The sequence below is a fragment of the Arthrobacter sp. STN4 genome, assembly GCF_024539665.1.
Taxonomy (GTDB): domain Bacteria; phylum Actinomycetota; class Actinomycetes; order Actinomycetales; family Micrococcaceae; genus Specibacter.
Genome location: NZ_JAKZGX010000007.1, coordinates 1 through 17,247, shown reverse-complemented (window position 1 = coordinate 17,247; position 17,247 = coordinate 1). Strand labels below are relative to the sequence as shown.

17 protein-coding genes and 1 pseudogene are annotated in these 17,247 nt (G+C 68.8%); 11 read left to right on the top strand and 7 right to left on the bottom strand.

The window, feature by feature from the left end:
- Positions 1–264: 264 nt before the first annotated feature.
- The 3 genes from MMF96_RS07220 to MMF96_RS07210 are packed head-to-tail and all read left to right on the top strand — an operon-like array spanning position 265 to position 2,346.
- Positions 265–810, top strand: a complete 546-nt coding sequence (locus tag MMF96_RS07220) for a DedA family protein (protein ID WP_256128031.1) — start codon at positions 265–267, stop codon at positions 808–810.
- A gap of 19 nt (positions 811–829) precedes the next feature.
- Complete coding sequence (locus tag MMF96_RS07215) at positions 830–1,642, top strand: thioesterase family protein (protein ID WP_176617946.1); 813 nt, start codon at positions 830–832, stop codon at positions 1,640–1,642.
- Entirely contained in the window at positions 1,639–2,346 is a 708-nt protein-coding gene (locus MMF96_RS07210) for a lipoate--protein ligase family protein (protein WP_256883064.1), read from the top strand. Before MMF96_RS07215 ends, MMF96_RS07210 begins: the two co-directional genes overlap by 4 nt.
- Before the next feature lie 8 nt (positions 2,347–2,354).
- Here the strand turns inward: MMF96_RS07210 and MMF96_RS07205 are convergent, their stop codons facing one another.
- From MMF96_RS07205 to MMF96_RS07195, 3 genes are all read right to left on the bottom strand, one after another.
- Positions 2,355–2,963 (bottom strand): MBL fold metallo-hydrolase, encoded by a 609-nt coding sequence (locus tag MMF96_RS07205; protein ID WP_176617944.1) that lies wholly within the window; start codon positions 2,961–2,963, stop codon positions 2,355–2,357.
- Positions 2,963–4,048: an S-(hydroxymethyl)mycothiol dehydrogenase gene (locus tag MMF96_RS07200; RefSeq protein ID WP_256883063.1), complete on the bottom strand. Its 1,086-nt coding sequence runs from the start codon at positions 4,046–4,048 to the stop codon at positions 2,963–2,965. Before MMF96_RS07200 ends, MMF96_RS07205 begins: the two co-directional genes overlap by 1 nt.
- Before the next feature lie 140 nt (positions 4,049–4,188).
- Positions 4,189–4,446: a mycoredoxin gene (locus tag MMF96_RS07195; protein WP_256128035.1), complete on the bottom strand. Its 258-nt coding sequence runs from the start codon at positions 4,444–4,446 to the stop codon at positions 4,189–4,191.
- Positions 4,447–4,575: 129 nt separating this feature from the next.
- Between MMF96_RS07195 and MMF96_RS07190 the strand changes: the two genes are divergently transcribed.
- Complete coding sequence (locus MMF96_RS07190; protein WP_176617942.1) at positions 4,576–5,295, top strand: SOS response-associated peptidase; 720 nt, start codon at positions 4,576–4,578, stop codon at positions 5,293–5,295.
- Positions 5,296–5,310: 15 nt separating this feature from the next.
- On the opposite strand, the gene MMF96_RS07185 is transcribed toward MMF96_RS07190, so the two are convergent.
- Together MMF96_RS07185 and MMF96_RS07180 are read right to left on the bottom strand one after the other, a co-directional pair.
- Positions 5,311–5,940, bottom strand: a complete 630-nt coding sequence (locus MMF96_RS07185) for a hypothetical protein (RefSeq protein WP_176617941.1) — start codon at positions 5,938–5,940, stop codon at positions 5,311–5,313.
- 10 nt (positions 5,941–5,950) lie between these two features.
- Positions 5,951–7,279 (bottom strand): LCP family protein, encoded by a 1,329-nt coding sequence (locus MMF96_RS07180; RefSeq protein ID WP_176617940.1) that lies wholly within the window; start codon positions 7,277–7,279, stop codon positions 5,951–5,953.
- Positions 7,280–7,543: 264 nt separating this feature from the next.
- Between MMF96_RS07180 and MMF96_RS07175 the strand changes: the two genes are divergently transcribed.
- A complete protein-coding gene (locus tag MMF96_RS07175; RefSeq protein ID WP_176617939.1) occupies positions 7,544–8,428 on the top strand; it encodes a class II glutamine amidotransferase in 885 nt (294 codons plus the stop codon).
- A gap of 24 nt (positions 8,429–8,452) precedes the next feature.
- Here the strand turns inward: MMF96_RS07175 and MMF96_RS07170 are convergent, their stop codons facing one another.
- Both MMF96_RS07170 and MMF96_RS07165 read right to left on the bottom strand, forming a co-directional pair.
- Positions 8,453–8,884, bottom strand: coding sequence for a VOC family protein (locus tag MMF96_RS07170; protein WP_176617938.1), 432 nt, complete (start codon positions 8,882–8,884; stop codon positions 8,453–8,455).
- A 12-nt stretch (positions 8,885–8,896) separates the two neighbouring features.
- The gene (locus MMF96_RS07165; RefSeq protein ID WP_176617937.1) at positions 8,897–9,403 is read right to left on the bottom strand and encodes a GNAT family N-acetyltransferase; all 507 of its coding nucleotides are present in this window, start codon (positions 9,401–9,403) and stop codon (positions 8,897–8,899) included.
- Between the two features lie 272 nt (positions 9,404–9,675).
- On the opposite strand from MMF96_RS07165, the gene MMF96_RS07160 reads away from it, so the two are divergent.
- The 6 genes and pseudogenes from MMF96_RS07160 to MMF96_RS07135 form a co-directional block, all read left to right on the top strand.
- A complete protein-coding gene (locus MMF96_RS07160) occupies positions 9,676–10,017 on the top strand; it encodes a DUF6504 family protein (RefSeq protein ID WP_176617936.1) in 342 nt (113 codons plus the stop codon).
- A complete protein-coding gene (locus tag MMF96_RS07155) occupies positions 10,010–13,747 on the top strand; it encodes a DNA polymerase III subunit alpha (protein WP_256883062.1) in 3,738 nt (1,245 codons plus the stop codon). Before MMF96_RS07160 ends, MMF96_RS07155 begins: the two co-directional genes overlap by 8 nt.
- 18 nt (positions 13,748–13,765) lie before the next feature.
- Positions 13,766–15,775 (top strand): threonine--tRNA ligase, encoded by a 2,010-nt coding sequence (gene thrS / locus MMF96_RS07150; protein WP_256883061.1) that lies wholly within the window; start codon positions 13,766–13,768, stop codon positions 15,773–15,775.
- Between the two features lie 20 nt (positions 15,776–15,795).
- Positions 15,796–16,332: an HIT domain-containing protein gene (locus MMF96_RS07145; RefSeq protein WP_176617967.1), complete on the top strand. Its 537-nt coding sequence runs from the start codon at positions 15,796–15,798 to the stop codon at positions 16,330–16,332.
- 29 nt (positions 16,333–16,361) lie between these two features.
- Positions 16,362–16,988: a phosphatidylinositol phosphate synthase gene (gene pgsA / locus MMF96_RS07140; RefSeq protein ID WP_176617933.1), complete on the top strand. Its 627-nt coding sequence runs from the start codon at positions 16,362–16,364 to the stop codon at positions 16,986–16,988.
- Between the two features lie 105 nt (positions 16,989–17,093).
- Positions 17,094–17,247, top strand: a pseudogene (locus MMF96_RS07135) (pyridoxal 5'-phosphate synthase lyase subunit PdxS); the annotation flags it as partial.

The window sequence follows — 17,247 nt, the reverse complement described above, 5'->3', positions numbered from 1 at the left end:
ACAACCCGGCTTACAGGCGGCGGAACCCGGCCTGCCCTCCACAGGAAGACCCGTGGCGCGCCCCGTCCGCTGTTCCCGTCTGCCTGCCCGGTGGGCCTGGCGGAAAGGCGGGCCCCGGCCCTGTGGGGGTCCTTCCCCTGGCCGGATGCGAAGGGACCCCGTGGATTGGGGGAACCAACGTTTGCCCGGGTATCCTGATGGCGTGGCGCCTGGTCCCGAACATGGGCCGGGCCGATTTCCTGGCTTGGTGGGGGTGGAACACGCATGATGGACACCATTGGCTCCCTGCCGTTCATGTGGGCCTACCTGGTGTTGTTCGTCATCGTGATGCTCCGTTCCAACGCCACGTACTGGGCCGGGCGCGGCATCGCCGCCGGGGGCCGCCGGACCAGGCTGCAACGCTACCTTGATTCTCCCTCCGTGGCCCGGGCTGAAAAGGCCATCGCCCGGTGGGGCGCACCCGCCGTCAGCGCCAGCTTTTTGACCATCGGCTTCCAAACGGCCGCCAACCTCGCAGCCGGGGTCGGGCGCATGCCCCTGCGCCGATACATCCCCGCCACCGTGGTGGGCGCCATGGCGTGGGCGGCCATCTACGCCACTGTCGGCCTGGCCGCCTTCGACGCCGCCCTTGCCGCCGCGGCAGGCTCCCCGGTTGCCCTCGTTGCCCTGCTGGCGGCCGGCGGCGCCGCGCTGGTGGGCATCCACCTCTTCCGGGTTTCCCGCCGGCGCAGGCTGGACCGCGCCGCCGTCGCCGACTGCCCGGCCCTGAATCCTGAACCCGGCGCGGCACGGTCTTTGACGCAACCGTAACGGCGGTAAAGTCTTAGCCATGCAGGAAACCACCACGGCCACCCAAACACAGGCTTACTACCGGCATTTGGGCGGCAACCTTTATGCGTCCACCGTCCACGCACAGGGTGCCTGGAACGACCACGAACAGCACATGGCCCCCGTGACAGGCCTCATGGTCCGGGCGCTGGAGCAGTTCCAGCCCCGCGCGGACATGCGCCTGACCCGGTTCAACTTTGACATCCTCGGCTTGATCCCGGCCGGGGAGTTCAACATTGAAACCACCGTGCTGCGTCCCGGGCGCACCATCGAGCTGCTGCAGGCGGAGCTGGTGGCCGGCGGCCGGACCGCGGTGCGCGTGACGGCGTGGCGCATGCTCACCCTGGACACCACGGCCGTGGCGGCCCTGGAAGACGAACCCTTCCCTTCGCTGGAGGAATCGGAGCGCTGGCACGGGCTGAACGTGTGGCCGGGCGGCTTTATTGCCTCCCTTGAAGGCCGGAACATTGCAGGCCACCGGCCCGGCCGCGGGCGAGCCTGGCTGCGCACCCCCCATGACATGGTCGACGGCGAACCCACCTCGGCGCTGGTGCGCCTGATGGGCCTGGTGGACAGCGCCAACGGCATTGCCGCGCGCGTGCCCCCGGGACAGGGCAGCTACATGTTCCCCAACGTGGACCTTTCCGTGCATGTCTACCGGGAGCCCACAGGGGAATGGCTGGGACTGGATACCAAGGTCACCTTTGCCGGCGACGGCATCGGCCTGACATCCTCGGTGCTGCACGACGAGGAGGGCCCGTTCGGCCGCGCGGAGCAGATCCTGACGGTGCGTCCCATCCCGCACGCCGAGTGAACCGCTTCCTCGCCCCCCGGCTGGCCGTCCACCGCCAGGTGGAGTCGCTGGGTGCCGAAGCCGACCTCAACCGCGGCCTGGACCTGCTGGCGGACGTGAAGGCCGGGCGCCTGCCCGCCACGCTGCGGCTCTACCGCCCGGAACCCACCGTGGCCTTCGGCCAGCGCGACACCCGGCTGCCCGGTTTTGCGGAGGCCCGCGAGGCGTCCCTGGCCCGCGGCTTTGTGCCCGCCGTCCGTCGGGCCGGCGGGCGCGCTGCCGCGTACCACCAGGGGACCCTGGTGGTGGACCACATCCAGCCGCAGGAGGATTCCATCGCCGATGCGAAGGCGCGTTTTGGCTTCTTCGGTGGGCTGTTCACCGACGCGCTGAGGTCCCTCGGCGTGGATGCCGGGGTCGGAGAGATACCGGGGGAGTACTGTCCCGGGGAGTTCAGCGTGTTCGGCCGGGGGGCGGCCGGCCACCTGAAGCTGGTGGGCACGGCCCAACGGGTGGTTGCCGGCGCCTGGCTGTTCAGCTCGGTGATTGTGGTGGAAAACTCCGCCCCGATCCGGGAGGTCCTCGTCGACACCTATGCCGCACTGGGCCTGGATTGGGACCCGCGCACGGCGGGGGCCGCCGAGGACCTGGTCCCCGGCACCACGGTCGACGCCGTGGAAGCCGCAGTCCTCGCGGCCTACGGCTCCCACGTCCAGCTTGCCTGAGCAGCCGGTCAGCTGATCCGGCCGGCCTCCGCGCCAACAGTGGTGGAGTCGCCGTGGCCGGTGTTGACCACGGTTTCGGCCGGCAGCACCAACAGGCGCCCGGCAATCGAGCGCAGGATCGTGGGGTGGTCGCTGAAGGACCGCCCCGTGGCCCCGGGCCCGCCGTTGAACAAGGTGTCGCCGGAGAACACCGTGGCCAGGGACCCCGCGTAGAAGCAGGTGGAACCGGGGGAGTGCCCCGGTGTGTGCAGGGCTGTCAGCTGCGTGCCGGCAACCTCGAACACCTGTCCGTCGGCAATGGGGCCGTCCGGGGTGGTGCCCGGATAGATGTCTTCCCACAGCATTTGGTCGGCCGGGTTCATGAACACCGGCGCCCCGGCCAGCGCGGCGAATTCGCGGGCATGGCGGATGTGGTCGTCGTGGCCGTGCGTGAGCAGCACGGCCTTCACGGTGCGCCCCGCCACGGCTGCCAGGACGGCCTGCGGGTCGTGGGCGGGGTCGATCACGAACACCTCGGCGTCGTCGCCCACGATCCAGACGTTGTTGTCCACCTCCCAGGTGCCGCCGTCGAGCGAGAATGTCCCGGAGGTGACCAGCCGGTCAATGCGCGCGGCCATCAGAGCACCACGACCGACCGCAGCACGGACCCTTCGCCCATCTTCGTGAAGGCCGCCTCGACGTCGTTGATGGTGATGCGTTCGGTGACGAAGGCGTCCAGGTCCAGCTTCCCCTGCTTGTACAGGTCAATGAGCATGGGGAAGTCACGCGAGGGCAGGCAGTCGCCGTACCAGGACGACTTCAGCGACCCGCCGCGGCCAAACACGTCCAGCAGCGGCAGCTCCAGCTGCATGTCGGGGGTGGGCACGCCCACCAGGACCACGGTGCCGGCCAGGTCACGTGCATAGAACGCCTGCTTGTAGGTTTCCGGGCGCCCGACGGCGTCAATCACCACATCGGCGCCGAAGCCGCCGGTGAGTTCCTGGATGGCGGCCACGGCGTCCTGCTCCGAGGAGTTCACCGTGTGCGTGGCACCCAGCGTCCTGGCCATCTCCAGCTTCCGCGGATCACGGTCCACGGCGATGACCGTGGTGGCCCCGGCCAGCGCGGCACCGGCAATCGCCGCCGAACCCACGCCGCCGCAGCCAATGACGGCCACGGAGTCCCCGCGCTTGACCCCGCCGGTGTTGATTGCGGCACCGAGCCCGGCCATGACGCCGCAGCCCAGCAGCCCGGCCGCCGCGGGATCGACGTCGGCGTCCACCTTGGTGCACTGGCCGGCCGCCACCAGGGTCTTTTCAATGAACGCGCCGATGCCCAGTGCGGGCGAGAGGACGGTGCCGTCCTCCAGGGTCATCTTCTGGGTGGCGTTGGCCGTGTTGAAGCAGTACTGCGGCTGGCCCTTGGCGCATGCGCGGCAGGTGCCGCACACGGCCCGCCAGTTGAGGATCACCCGGTCCCCGGGGGCCACGTTGGTCACATCGGGCCCGACGGCGCTGACCACGCCCGTGGCCTCGTGCCCCAGCAGGAACGGAAAGTCGTCGTTGATGCCGCCCTGCTTGTAGTGCAGGTCGGTGTGGCACACACCGCTCGTGAGGATGTCCACGAGGGCTTCCCCCGGGCCGGGATCCGGGACCAGGATCGTCTCGATCGTGACGGGGGCGTCCTTTGACAGGACCACGGCGCCTTGAACTTTGTGAACCACTTGCTTGCTCCTTGGGAAAGATGAATGTGCCATGGCTTGTCTATCATGGGGGCCGTTAAAAACCCATCGCCGCCGCGGCCCGTGACATTCGGGATTGCGGCGGCGAAGCGGAAAACTCGGTGGGGGATGCGCCCCGGCGGCTATACGCCCAGTTTTTCCATGACGTCATTGAGCGAGGGATTGGTGGCGGAGGAGCCGTCCGGGAAGATCACGGTGGGAACGGTCTGGTTGCCGTCGTTGAGCTTTTCAACGAGTTCGGCCGTGCCGGGCGTGTCCTCGATGTTGATTTCCGTGTAGCCGATCCCCTTGGCGTCCAGCTGCTTCTTCAGGCGCTTGCAGTAGCCGCACCAGACGGTGGAGAACATGGTGATGGTGCCGGATTCGGGCGTGTACTGCAAGGCGGGCTCCTGACGGTCGGGGAGGGGCGGGCGCACGCTGCGCCACGCCTGGGCTTCAGTAGGCACAACGCTACCGCCTGTCCGGGGTATTCCCGGTGTGGCGGGCCCGGCCTGTGGCACGATGGAGCCATGTGCGGAAGATACGTCATGGCCCGGGCCGTGGGCGACCTCGTGGCCGAACTCGAAGCCGAGGCGGATGCGAACCTGGAGTTGCGCGCCTCCTGGAACGTGGCCCCCACCACGGACGTGCCCATAGTGCTTGAGCGTCTGCTCGACGGCGCGGTCCACCGGCAGGTGCACGTGGCCAAATGGGGCCTGGTGCCGGGCTGGGCGAAGGATCCTGCCGTCGGGGTGCGCTCGTTCAATGCCCGCAGCGAGACCGTCCTGGACAAGCCCACGTTCCGCACCGCCACCAGGAAGCGCCGCTGCGGGGTGCCGGTGGAGGGCTATTACGAATGGAAGAAGCTGCCGGATGGCACGAAGCAGCCCTATTTCATTCACCGTCCGGACGGGGCACTGACCACCTTCGCCGGCCTCTATGAGTGGTGGAAGGACCCGGCCAAGGCGGACGGTGACGGGGACCAGTGGCTGCTCTCCTGCACCATCCTGACCATGGCTGCCCCGCCCGACGGCGAACTGGCCACCCTGCATGACCGATTGCCGGTGCCCCTGGGCCGCGACGGCCTGGCCGAATGGCTCAATCCGGCGGCAGGGGATCCTGCCACCCTGCTGGACGCGGTCCTGTCCGGGGCCTACGGCATTGCCGCCGGATGGCAGTTGGACCCGGTGGGTGCGGCCGTGGGCAACGTGCGCAACGATTCGCCTGGACTGACGGCACGCATCAGCTAGCCGGCGTGCCGGGACTCAGGACAGCGCGTAGAAGCACACGGCAAGGGCCGCAACGAGGAACGCTTCAAAAACCCCCAGCACGCGCGATGGCCGCTCCGATGCTTTTCCGGGTGTCGCGAAAGCACCCAGCAGCCAGCCCACGCAGGCCAGCAGCAGCACGATCCAGGCAATGACGTGTTGAATCAGGGTGCCCAGCTGCCGGGCGGCCGGGTGCGGCCCCAGGGCGCCAGCCAGGGAAACGGCGGCCCAGGTGGCCACCACCGTGATGATCAGGTGGTACAGGGCCCGCCCCCTGCCCGCACCGGAACCTGGGGCCGCACCGTCAACCGGACCGGCCGGGGAGGCCGCCCCGGCGTGGGGCGCAGGGACGGCAACGGGGGCCGGCGCCGGGGCGGCCACACGGTACAGGAACCACAGCGCAACCGCCCCCAGAGGCACCAGGACCGCCAGGCCGGCGTCGTGCCAGCCGAGGAACACTGCGGACGGAACGAGCGCGGCTGCCCACACGGCCAGCGCATCCACGCGGGCCGCCGCCCGCCCGGGGGGCCGGCCCCCGGCAGGGAGCCGGCGGGGTGCTGTGGCCAGCACGACGCCCAGCACCAGGGCCCCGGCAAGCAGTGCGGCAAGCAGCAGTTGGATCAACACGTGGGCACCTTTACTTGACGCATGTCACTGAACCGCCCTGAAGGGCGCCGGTCCAGTCGGAATAGGTGGTGGTGGCCGGGGTCTTGGCTGCCTTGGGGGCAGTGCCCGATGACGGCGCGTTTGCGGCGCTTCCGGACGGGGAGCCGGACCCGTGTGAAGCTCCGGACCCTGAGGAAGCGCTGCCGGCGGGCTTGGAATGTCCCGGGGTTGCGGCCTTCGCGGCGGGCTTCCGGGCCGGGGAGAGCAGTTCCTTGACGGTCGCCTGGACCTGGGCCACGTCGACCGTGTTGATTGATTCCCCCGTGGGGGACGTCCCGAAGCCGGTGATCGGCAGGGTGGTGAAGGAAATGTTGCCGGAGGTGATGGCGCCGGCCTGCCGGGCCATGTCCAGCAGGTTCAGCCCGGAGTCCACCACCAGGTTGCTGCTGACGGCGGACAGCACCGACTGCATCTTGGGGATGTCCGTAAACGTGCCCGCCTGCTTGAGCTGGTGGATGACTGAGACGATGAACGCCTGCTGGCGGCGCTCCCGGTCCAGGTCGGTGAAGCTGTAGTTCGGGTTGGTGGTGTCCCGGCGCTGGCGGACGAAGGCCATGGCCTGCTTGGCGTTGATCTGCTGCACGCCCTTGACGAAGTTGGCGCCCGAGTATGTGTCCTGGGTGGCCTGGTTGACGCAGACAGTGATCGGGGCCACGGCCTGGGCCACCTCATAGAAGCCCGCCATGGTCACCTCCACGAAGTGGTCGATGTGTACGCTGCCCAGGAACTGGGAGACCGTCGCGATCTCGGCCCTGCGCCCGGCCTCCCGGGCCTGCTGGTACGTGGCCTGGTCGTTGGGCTTGCCGGCGGCCAGCAGTGCGGTCTGTTCGGCAGCCAGCCCATAGCCGTAGGCTTCCTTGATCTTTGCATGCAGGTCCTGGCCGGGAATGCCGGCGAGGTGCACATAGTCGTCGCGGGGGATCGACATGGCCGTGGCCTTGGAACCGTCGGCCGGAATGTGCACCAGCATCAACACGTTGGCGTTGTAGCCTCCGGTGCTTTGGTTGCCGGCGTCCAGGGCGCTGTAGACGGCAGCGGAGAGTGGTTTGCCCTTTTCGTCAACACGTGAGTCGAGGCCCATCACGAGGATGTTGGTGTCCTTGGTCAGCTTTGCCACCGATTGGGCCCCGTCCAGGGCCCGGGAACGCAGGATGTTGTCGTTGGCCTGGACCACGGTGGCGACAACGAAGGCCACCGCCACCATCACGGCGGCCACCACCGCCGCCAGCACCGCGAGCGTGATCCGCCGACGGCGCAGCCGCCGGCGGTCACGCAGAATCAATTGCTCGTACAGGCCCATGGCTTTGCTCCTTGCCGGTGCCCCACGCCCGGTGAATCCTTGGCCCTCACTGCTCCGGGCCCCGGCTCCCATCGTCACACGGCGCGCCTGGCGGCCAGGCCCAAACGGCCCAATTTCCCGGGAAGTCCCAGCGGATTCACAGCCGCGGGCAGGGGCGGCCGGGGACGGCCGCGTGCGGTTCCCGACAGGTGCCCGCCCGCCCTGCCATACTCAAGGCACGGGCGCACACATCGTGGCTGCGCTGCGGAGGGGAGGGCGGGGGACATGTGCCGGCTTTTTGGGCTGCATGCAGGCAGGGACGCCGTCACGGCCACGTTTTGGCTGCTGAAGGCGCCGGACAGCCTTCAGGCGCAGAGCCACCGCGCCCCGGACGGGACGGGGATCGGCGTGTTCAACGGCCCGGGGACGCCCGTGGTCAGCAAACAGCCCATGGCCGCCTGGCACGATGCCGCCTTTGCCTCGTCGGCACGGACCCTGGAGGGCACCACCTTCCTGGCGCACGTGCGGTACGCGTCCACCGGGGCGCACACCCTGGAAAACACCCACCCGTTCGAACTCGACGGGCGGCTGTTCGCGCACAACGGGGTGGTGCACGGCCTGGACCGGCTGGACGCGCGCATTCTTGAACGGGGCGGGGCGGGGCTTGTCCGCGGTGAAACGGACAGCGAGCGGCTGTTCGCCCTCATCACGGCCGAGACGCGGCTCGCCGGGGGCGACCTCGGCGCCGGGCTCGCCGCGGCCATGGCGTGGGTGGTGGCGGCGCTGCCCGTGTACAGCCTGAACCTCATCATCACGACCGGCACCGGCCTGTGGGCGCTGCGCTACCCCGAAACCCATGGGCTTTACGTCCTGGAGCGCCGCCCCGGCGGCCACGGGCGCGGTGCCCAGCTGCAGGCCGGCAGCCCCCGGATCCATGCCCACAGCCCAAGCCTCGCCAACCAGGCGTCCCTGGTGGTTGCCAGCGAGCCCATGGACGCCGACCCCGGCTGGCGCCTGCTGGGTTCGGGGGAGATGCTCCAGGTGGACGCGGGACTGGCAGTCACGTCAACGTTCCCGCTGCCGGAGCACCCCGCATTCCCCTTGGCACTGGCAGACCTTGGCAGCGAGGCTGCCGCGTCGCAGCACCCGCACGCGGCGGGAGCGGCCTAAAAACCGGCCGGGCCGCGGCAGGGCTCAGACCGTCACGTGCCCGGCGTCGTCCACGGCCCAGGTGGGGTTGTAGGCCACTTCCCAGCGGAAGCCGTCCGGGTCGGCGAAGTAGCCGCTGTACCCGCCCCAGGGCTGCTGCCTGGGCGGACTTGCGACGTCGGCCCCCGCCTCCCGCGCCTGGCCCACCACGGCGTCGACCTCGGCGGGACTGCTCACATTGTGGCTCAGCGTGAGGGCGGCAATGTCAGCGCGCAGCCCGTCTTCCGGGACCCCGAGCTCGGCGGCCATCTGGGCGCGCTTCCACAGGGACAGGACCAGGCCGTGGTTGACCTGCAGGAAGAGGACGTCGCCGGGCACCTCCAGCCGCGGGGTCCAGCCCAGCCCGTCCACGTAAAAGCTGCGGGAGCGGGCAACATCGCGGACTCCCAGGGTGATGAAGTTCAGCCGTTGTTCCACGGTCCCGGCAGCCTAGTCGTCGCTGTCCTCGGGGGTCCACCGGCGGAAGTCGAGGGACAGGTAGAGGGCCAGTGCGGCCGAGTTGCTTTCCTCCACGCGCAGGGCCACCTCCTGGTGCCCTTCGTTGAACAGGGTGTCCATCGTGGCCAGGACCAGGTCCTCGGCCAGCCCCTGCCGGCGGTGGTTGCGGTCCGTAATGAGTTCAATGATGAACGGCGACTCGGGCGTGTCGTCACCCAGGGCGCGTTCGACGACGAGCACCGCGGCCACGATCCTGTCGTTTTCATCCAGCGCCACGTGGGACGCCTTGGGCAGGAACTGCCCGTACTTGCCGGCCAGCGAGGCACGCATGTTGTCCATGGCAACCTGCAGCGTTTCGCCCGCCAGGCCCGGGTCATAGGCGGTGAAGTAGAGCTCCCCGAGCCGGGGGAGGTCGGAATCCTCCACGGTGCGGGAGGCGGTTTTGAGTTCCCGCTCAAGCGGCGTGGTCCTGGCGATGAGGGTGACCATGTCTGTCATGGAACGCTCCTTATGTCGTTGCGGGGCCAACAGTGCAAGGTGCACCGGGGATCCGGCGGATCCCCGGTGCCGGTGCCGTGGCAGGTAATTGCTTAACGTACGGCGGGGCCGGTAAATGCCCGTCCGAGGCGAAATTCTTCCCAATTGGCGACTTTCTTGCCGCGTGAAGTGAGCGTACACTACATTTATTAGAATATATTTCCTAGTACTAAACGGGCGCCATGTACATGCTGCATGGCGCGTGGTGTGGCAGGCGGAGGTGGCAGGCACGCATGGGCACTTTCAGTGAAGGCATCGAGGTGGTGGAGACCGCCGCCGGGCTGCCGCTGCACCTGGCCTGGCGCGGCGGGCGCTACACGCTCGCCGCCGAGCCCCTGCGCTGGTACCGGCGGCGCAACTGGTGGGATGAGGAAACCCGCGCCGCCCCGGGAACGGGGGCGGGCCTGGTGGACAGGGAAATCTGGCGGGTGCAGGTCCGCCGCGACGGCGGATCCCGCAACGCACCGCTGCTGACCCTGGACCTGGTCAGGTACCTGCCGTCCGGCCGGTGGCGGGTCATAAAAATTCACGATGCGTTAACCGAAACGGTGGAAGAGCTGGAACCCGGTGCCTAAGTTTGTGCATTTGCATGCCGCCAGCGCCTACAGCGCCCACTACGGGGTTTCCTGGCCCGATGACCTGGTGCAGGCCGCAGCCGCCGACGGCGCCGACGCGCTGGCCGCCACCGACCGCGACGGGCTCTATGGTGCCATCAAGCACGTCCAGGCCTGCATGGCTGCCGGGATAGACCCCATCCTGGGCGTCGACCTCGCCATCCTGGACGACGCCGGCCAGGGAAGCGGGGCGGGCCCGTCCCGTTCCCGCCCGGCGCCCGTGGAGACCGGGCGGGTGGTGGTCCTGGCCCACGGCGGCCGGGCGCTGCGTGCCGGTGCGGGGTATGCGGCCCTGTGCCGGCTGGTCTCCGCCGCGCACGCCCGGCAACAGGGCCCCGTGGGGCTGACCCTGGCGGAACTGGCCGGCGGCGTGCTGGACCCGGAAACCGGTGAACCGGCCCTGACCGTGCTGGTGGGCCCGTTCTCCGACGTCGCCGGGGCCATGGGCGGGCGGCGGTACCTGGCGCCCCGGACCAGGTTTGCGGCCTGGCTGCACGCGATGCCGGCCGGCACCCTGGCCGTTGAGGTGGTGAGCCACTTCAGCGAGCCCGGGGGACCCCTGAGCACCACCCGCGCGGTGCGCATGCTCAAACTGGCCGAGGAATTTGGCGTCCCCGCGGTGCTGGCCAACGCCGTGCGGTACTGCACCGCGGACGACGCCCCCACCGCCGACGTGCTGGACGCCGCCCGGGCCATCACCCCCCTGGGCCGGCTGCCCGGCCTCCAGCCCACGGGGCAGGGCTGGCTGAAAAGCGGTGCGGACATGCACCGGGCGGGGCGGGAGATTGTTGGCCAGGGCGGCTACGGCACGGCGGAACTGGAGCAGCTGTGGGCCAACACGCTCAAGGTGGCGGACAAGTGCCGGCTGGATCCGGCGGCGGACCTGGGCTGGAAAAGGCCGGTCACCCCCGAGGCGGCCGTGCTCGGCCTGTCCCAGGCCCCGGCCAGGGAACTGTGGCAGCGGGCCGAGGCCGGGCTAAGCCTGCGCTTCCCCGGAATTGGCGGGGGCAGGCTGGCCGCCGTCCGGGACCGGCTCACCATGGAAATGGACACCATCAACGACCTCGGCTTTGCCTCCTACTTCCTGACCGTGGCCGAGGTCTCGGAGATGATCCGCGGCATGGGGGTGCGCCGGGCCGCGAGGGGGTCCGGGGCGTCGTCGCTGGTGAACTACCTGTTGGGCATCAGCGCGGTGGACCCCATCGCCAACGACCTCCTCTTTGAACGCTTCCTCTCCCGGGACCGCTCCACGCTGCCGGACATCGACCTCGATGTGGAAAGCGCCGAACGGCACAACGTCTACCACCGCATCTTTGAACGGTTCGGTCCCCGGCGCGTGACGCTGATGAGCATGCAAAACGGCTACCGGGCCCGCGGGGCCGTGCGCGACGCCGGGCTGGCCCTGGGCATGGACCCGGAGGACGTGGACGGGATCGCCAAGCAGTTGTGGCGCTTCTCGGCACGCTCCTTCCGGGAGGCCCTGGTGGAAAAGCCGGAGCTGCGCGACTTTGCCGCCCGGGTGGAGCAGGCCCACGAGCTGGGCGGCGGCACGCAGCTGGACCTGCTGGTGGACCTCACCGAACGGCTGGACCGGCTGCCCCGGCACATTTCCATGCACCCGTGCGGGGTGATCCTGGGCGATGCCACCCTGCTGGACCGCACCCCGGTGCAGCCCAGCGGGCTGGGCCTGCCCATGAGCCAGTTCGACAAACACGACATGGACCCGATGGGCATGCTCAAGCTGGACGTGCTGGGCGTGCGCATGCAAAGCGCCATGGCCTACGCTGTGCGCGAAGTGGTCCGGCTGCACCCCTCCAAGGCGGAGGTGGTGGCTGCGGGGCGCCACCCGGCGGGCCCCGACGGGCGGGGCCCGGACTACGTGGGGGAGGACGGCCGGATTGACCTTGACGCCGTCCCGCTCGACGACGAACCCACCTTTGAGCTGATCCGCAGCACCCACACGCTGGGCTGCTTCCAGATCGAATCCCCGGGCCAGCGCGAGCTGGTGGGCAAGATGGCCCCGCGCGAGTTCAACGACCTCATCATTGACATCTCCCTGTTCCGCCCCGGCCCCATGAAGTCGAACATGGTCAAGCCCTACCTGGAAAACCGGCACGGCTTTGCCCCCGAACACTATGCGCACCCGGATCTCAAGCCCGCCCTGGCCGAAACGCACGGGGTGACGGTGTTCCACGAGCAGGTGCTGCGCACCTTCCACGTCATGACGGGCTGCTCCCTGTCCCACGCCGACGAGCACCGACGCCGGCTGGGCAATCCGGAGCAGGAACCGGCCGTGGAGGCCTTCTTCCGCACCAGCGCCCGCGCCAAGGGATACGGCCCGGAGACCATCGAGGAGGTGTGGGAGACGCTGAAGGCCTTCGGCAGCTTCGGCTTTTGCAAGGCCCACGGCGCCGCCTTCGCCATGCCCACCTACCAGTCGGCCTGGCTGAAGGCCCACCACCCGGCGGAGTTTTTGGCCGGGCTGTGGGAACACGACCCCGGCATGTACCCGCGCCGGCTGCTCGTGGCGGAGGCCCGGCGGATGGGCATCCCCATCCTGCCCCTGGACGTGAACGCCAGCACCGGCTCCTACCGGGCCGAACGCACGCGGGCCGTTCCTGGCGGGAGCGGCGGGAACAGCGGCGGAGCAACGGGCGGAAGGGAAGCGGCCGGAAGGGAAGCGGCCGGGGAGGAAGTGACGGGGATCCGGCTGAGCCTGGCGGACGTGTACGGGCTGTCCGGCACGGAACTGAAGCGGATTGTGGCCGGGCAGCCCTACGACTCCCTGGCGGACCTGCGCAGCCGGGCCCGGGTGTCCCGGCCCGTCCTGAAGCGGCTGGCCCAGCTCGGTGCCCTGGACTCCCTGCAGCGCAGCGCCCAGCAGGCCACCGGCAATACGGCCAACCGGGCGGACCTGGTGGCCCATGTCAACAGCCTGCCGGCACCGAAATCCGGCAGGCACAACGAGCCGATGGAAGGGCAGCTGCACCTGCCGCTGGGGGAGTTGGAGCTGGGCACCCTGCCGGCCAGGCTTCCCGCACCCACCCAGGCGGAGACCGTGCGCACCGAGCTGGACCTGCTCGCACTGGACGCCAGCGCGCACCTGATGGACAGCTATGCCCCGCTGCTGGCCGAACTTGGTGTGACGACCTCGGACCGGCTGCTGGGGCTGCGCAACAACTCCGAGGTGCTGGTGGCCGGGGTGCGCGTGGCCACCCAGACCCCGCCCATGCGCGGCGGGCGGCGCGTGGTGTTCATCAGCATCGACGACGGCACCGGCTGCGTTGATGCCACGTTCTTCCATGAAGCCCAGGACCGCTCCGGTCCCTTGCTGTTTGGCACCCGGATGCTGCTGATCCGGGGCCTGACCCGGCGCACCGGCCCGCGCGGCATCAGCCTGCAGGCACTGGAGGCCTGGGACCTGGGCCGGCCGGAAACCCTGCCGGGACCGGGCTGCCTCCAGGACCCGCGAAGGCCGCAGGACTCCCGGCACCCCGCGCCGGGAAAGCCGGAACCGACCGTCGCCGGCCTGGCCCGGCTCATGGAGTCCGAGGGATTGGACCACCGGACCGGCCAAGCGGCGCCGGAAGGTGCGTGCCCGGCCGGGTTGGTTGGCGCTGCGCGAAACCGATACGATCAAGGAGGCCCACAGCAACCCCCGTATGTTGCTTGGACAAGGGGCCATACATGACAAATCAAGGAGTTACCCGTGCCAGTGGATACACAGATCACCATTAAAGTCGACGGCGAGACGACGACGGTGGCCACCGGCACCACCGGTGCGGAACTGTTCTTTGACCGCCGTGAGGTTGTGGTGGCCCGCGTGGACGGCGTCCTGACGGACCTGGTCACCCCGCTGGCCGACGGCGCCGTCGTTGAACCCGTCACTGTGGACTCCCCGGACGGGCTGAACGTGCTGCGCCACTCCACGGCCCACGTCATGGCCCAGGCCGTGCAACAGCTGCGCCCCGACGCCAAGCTCGGCATCGGCCCCTACATCACCGACGGCTTCTACTTTGACTTTGACGTCGCCGAGCCTTTCACGCCCGAGGACCTGAAGACGCTTGAGAAGATGATGCAGAAGATCGTCAACCAAAACCAAAGGTTCGCCCGCCGCGTCGTCTCCGAGGCCGAGGCCCGCGAAGCCATGGCCAACGAGCCCTACAAGCTGGAACTGCTGGGCAAGGCTTCCGACGCCGACACGGCCGGCGAAGGGGTCAACGTCGAGGTGGGAGCCGGTGACATCACCATCTACTCCAACATTGACCGCAAGAGCGGGGAGGAGGTCTGGTGCGACCTGTGCCGCGGCCCGCACCTGCCCAACACCAAGCTGATCTCCAACGCCTTTGCCCTGACACGCACCTCCGCCGCGTACTGGCTGGGCAACCAGAAAAACCAGCAGCTGCAGCGCATCTACGGCACGGCGTGGCCCACCAAGGAGGCGCTGAAGGCCTACCAGGAACGCATCGCGGAGGCCGAGCGCCGGGACCACCGCAAGCTCGGCGTCGAACTTGACCTGTTCTCCTTCCCCGACGAGCTGGGCTCCGGCCTGCCCGTCTTCCACCCCAAGGGCGGCATCATCCGCAAGGAGATGGAGGACTACTCGCGCAAGCGCCACGTGGAGGCCGGCTACGACTTCGTCTACACCCCCCACATCACCAAGGGCCACCTGTACGAGGTGTCCGGCCACCTGGACTGGTACAAGGACGGCATGTTCCCGCCCATGCACGTGGACGCCGAACTCAATGAGGACGGCACGGTGCGCAAGCCCGGCCAGGACTACTACCTCAAGCCCATGAACTGCCCCATGCACAACCTGATCTTCCGCTCCCGCGGACGGTCCTACCGCGAACTGCCGCTGCGCCTGTTCGAGTTCGGCTCGGTCTACCGCTACGAGAAGTCCGGCGTGGTCCACGGCCTCACCCGCGTGCGCGGCATGACACAGGACGACGCCCACATCTACTGCAGCAAGGAGCAGATGAAGGACGAGCTTACCGAGACACTGAACTTCGTGCTGTCCCTCTTGAAGGACTACGGGCTGAACGACTTCTACCTGGAGCTCTCCACCAAGGACCCGGAAAAGTTCGTCGGCTCCGACGAGGTCTGGGAGGAAGCCACCCAGACGCTGGCCGACGTTGCCACGGCTTCCGGGCTCGAACTGGTGGCCGATCCCGGCGGCGCGGCGTTCTACGGACCGAAGATCTCCGTCCAGGCCAAGGATGCGCTGGGCCGCACCTGGCAGATGTCCACCATCCAGCTGGACTTCAACCTGCCCGAGCGTTTTGAACTGGAGTACCAGGCGGCCGACGGCACCCGCCAGCGCCCGGTCATGATCCACCGCGCCCTCTTTGGCTCGGTGGAGCGCTTCATGGGCGTGTTGACCGAACACTACGCGGGCGCTTTCCCGGCCTGGCTTTCGCCCGTCCAGGTGGTGGCCATCCCGGTTGCCGAGGCATTCAACGACTACATGTTCGACGTCGTGGCCAAGCTCAAGCAGCAGGGCATCCGTGCCGAGGTGGACACCTCCAGCGACCGGTTCCCCAAGAAGATCCGCACGGCCAGCAAGGAAAAGGTGCCGTTTGTGCTGATCGCCGGCGGCGACGACGCCGACGCCAACGCGGTCTCCTTCCGCTTCCGCGACGGCAGCCAGGACAACGGCGTGGCCGTTGACGAAGCCGTGCGCCGCATCGTTGAAGCCGTCAGGAACCGCACGGCGTGAGTGAACAGGGTGTGGCGTCCATGCAGGACGACTTTGAGCTTCCAGGTGTGCCGGATGCCTTTCAGCGGCTCTGGACGCCGCACCGCCTGGCCTATGTCAAGGGCGGGCAGGAGCAGGTCACCGGCACGCACAACTGCCCGTTCTGCGAGGCCCCGGGGCGAAGCGACGAGGAATCCCTCATTGTCCACCGCGGCAGCCTGGCCTATGTGGTGCTGAACCTGTTTCCGTACAACCCGGGCCACCTGCTGGTGTGCCCGTACCGGCACGTGCCCGACTACACGGACCTGACCGTGGCCGAGACGGCGGAGTTCGCCGAGCTGTCCCAACAGGCCATGCGCGTGTTGCGGGCCGTGTCCAACCCGTCGGGATTCAACCTGGGGATGAACCAGGGCGTCACGGGAGGTGCCGGCATTGCCTCTCACCTGCACCAGCACATTGTGCCGCGCTGGGGCGGGGACGGAAACTTCCTGCCCATCATCGCCGGGACCAAGGCCATTACCCAGACCCTCGGAGACGCGCGTGGGCAGATCGCCGGCGCCTGGGGCGGAATCGGCTAGCAGGCACCTACCAGGACGAGGAACCATCAATGCTGAACAAGTACGCCCGCGCGCTGTTCGCAGCCATCTTTACACCGGTTGCGGCGCTGCTGGTGCGCCTGAAGGTGTCACCGGACGCCGTCACCATCATCGGCACCCTGGGCGTGGCGGCGGGCGCCCTCATCGGGTACCCCATGGGGCAGTTGTTCTGGGGCACCGTGGTCATCACGGTCTTCGTCTTCTCCGACATCCTCGACGGGCTCATGGCCCGCATGCTGGACCGGTCCGGCAAATGGGGGGCCTTCCTGGATTCCACCCTTGACCGGGTGGGCGATGGCGCCGTCTTTGCCGGGATCGTGGTCTGGTTCTACACCGGCGGGCACAACCACTTCATCGCAGCCATGGCCCTCACCTGCCTGGTCCTGGGCTCAATCGTTTCCTACGCCAAGGCGCGCGCCGAGGGCCTGGGCATGACGGCGAATGTCGGCATCGCCGAGCGCTCGGACCGCCTCGTGGTGGTGCTCGTGGCGACCGGGCTGGTGGGCCTGGGCATCCCGCAGGCCGTGCTCGCCGTCGTCCTGGTCCTGCTGGCGGTCGCCAGCCTGGTGACCATCATCCAGCGGGTCGCCACTGTACGCCGCCAAGCGCTGAACGGCAATCTGCCCGCGGGGCGTTGACACGGGTTTCAACGCCGGCCGCTTCCGGGAATAGAATGGGCGTACCCGTGTGGCATGCCACGTTCGCGGGCAGAAAATTTTTCGTTCCTTCCCAGAGGGGTTTTTGTGTCTACACCCGATGTAACACCGGTGACCGGCAGCAGCCGCGTCAAGCGCGGAATGGCTGAAATGCTCAAGGGCGGCGTCATCATGGACGTTGTCAACGTCGAGCAGGCCAAGATTGCCGAGGATGCCGGCGCAGTGGCCGTCATGGCCCTTG

Bases quoted from the DNA above. Each gene is read 5' to 3' on its own strand.
- MMF96_RS07220 (WP_256128031.1), top strand. From the start codon at position 265: ATGATGGACACCATTGGCTCCCTGCCGTTCATGTGGGCCTACCTGGTG.
- MMF96_RS07215 (WP_176617946.1), top strand. From the start codon at position 830: ATGCAGGAAACCACCACGGCCACCCAAACACAGGCTTACTACCGGCAT.
- MMF96_RS07205 (WP_176617944.1), bottom strand. From the start codon at position 2,963: ATGGCCGCGCGCATTGACCGGCTGGTCACCTCCGGGACATTCTCGCTC.
- MMF96_RS07190 (WP_176617942.1), top strand. From the start codon at position 4,576: ATGTGCGGAAGATACGTCATGGCCCGGGCCGTGGGCGACCTCGTGGCC.
- MMF96_RS07180 (WP_176617940.1), bottom strand. From the start codon at position 7,279: ATGGGCCTGTACGAGCAATTGATTCTGCGTGACCGCCGGCGGCTGCGC.
- MMF96_RS07175 (WP_176617939.1), top strand. From the start codon at position 7,544: ATGTGCCGGCTTTTTGGGCTGCATGCAGGCAGGGACGCCGTCACGGCC.
- MMF96_RS07165 (WP_176617937.1), bottom strand. From the start codon at position 9,403: ATGACAGACATGGTCACCCTCATCGCCAGGACCACGCCGCTTGAGCGG.
- MMF96_RS07160 (WP_176617936.1), top strand. From the start codon at position 9,676: ATGGGCACTTTCAGTGAAGGCATCGAGGTGGTGGAGACCGCCGCCGGG.
- MMF96_RS07145 (WP_176617967.1), top strand. From the start codon at position 15,796: ATGCAGGACGACTTTGAGCTTCCAGGTGTGCCGGATGCCTTTCAGCGG.
- pgsA (WP_176617933.1), top strand. From the start codon at position 16,362: ATGCTGAACAAGTACGCCCGCGCGCTGTTCGCAGCCATCTTTACACCG.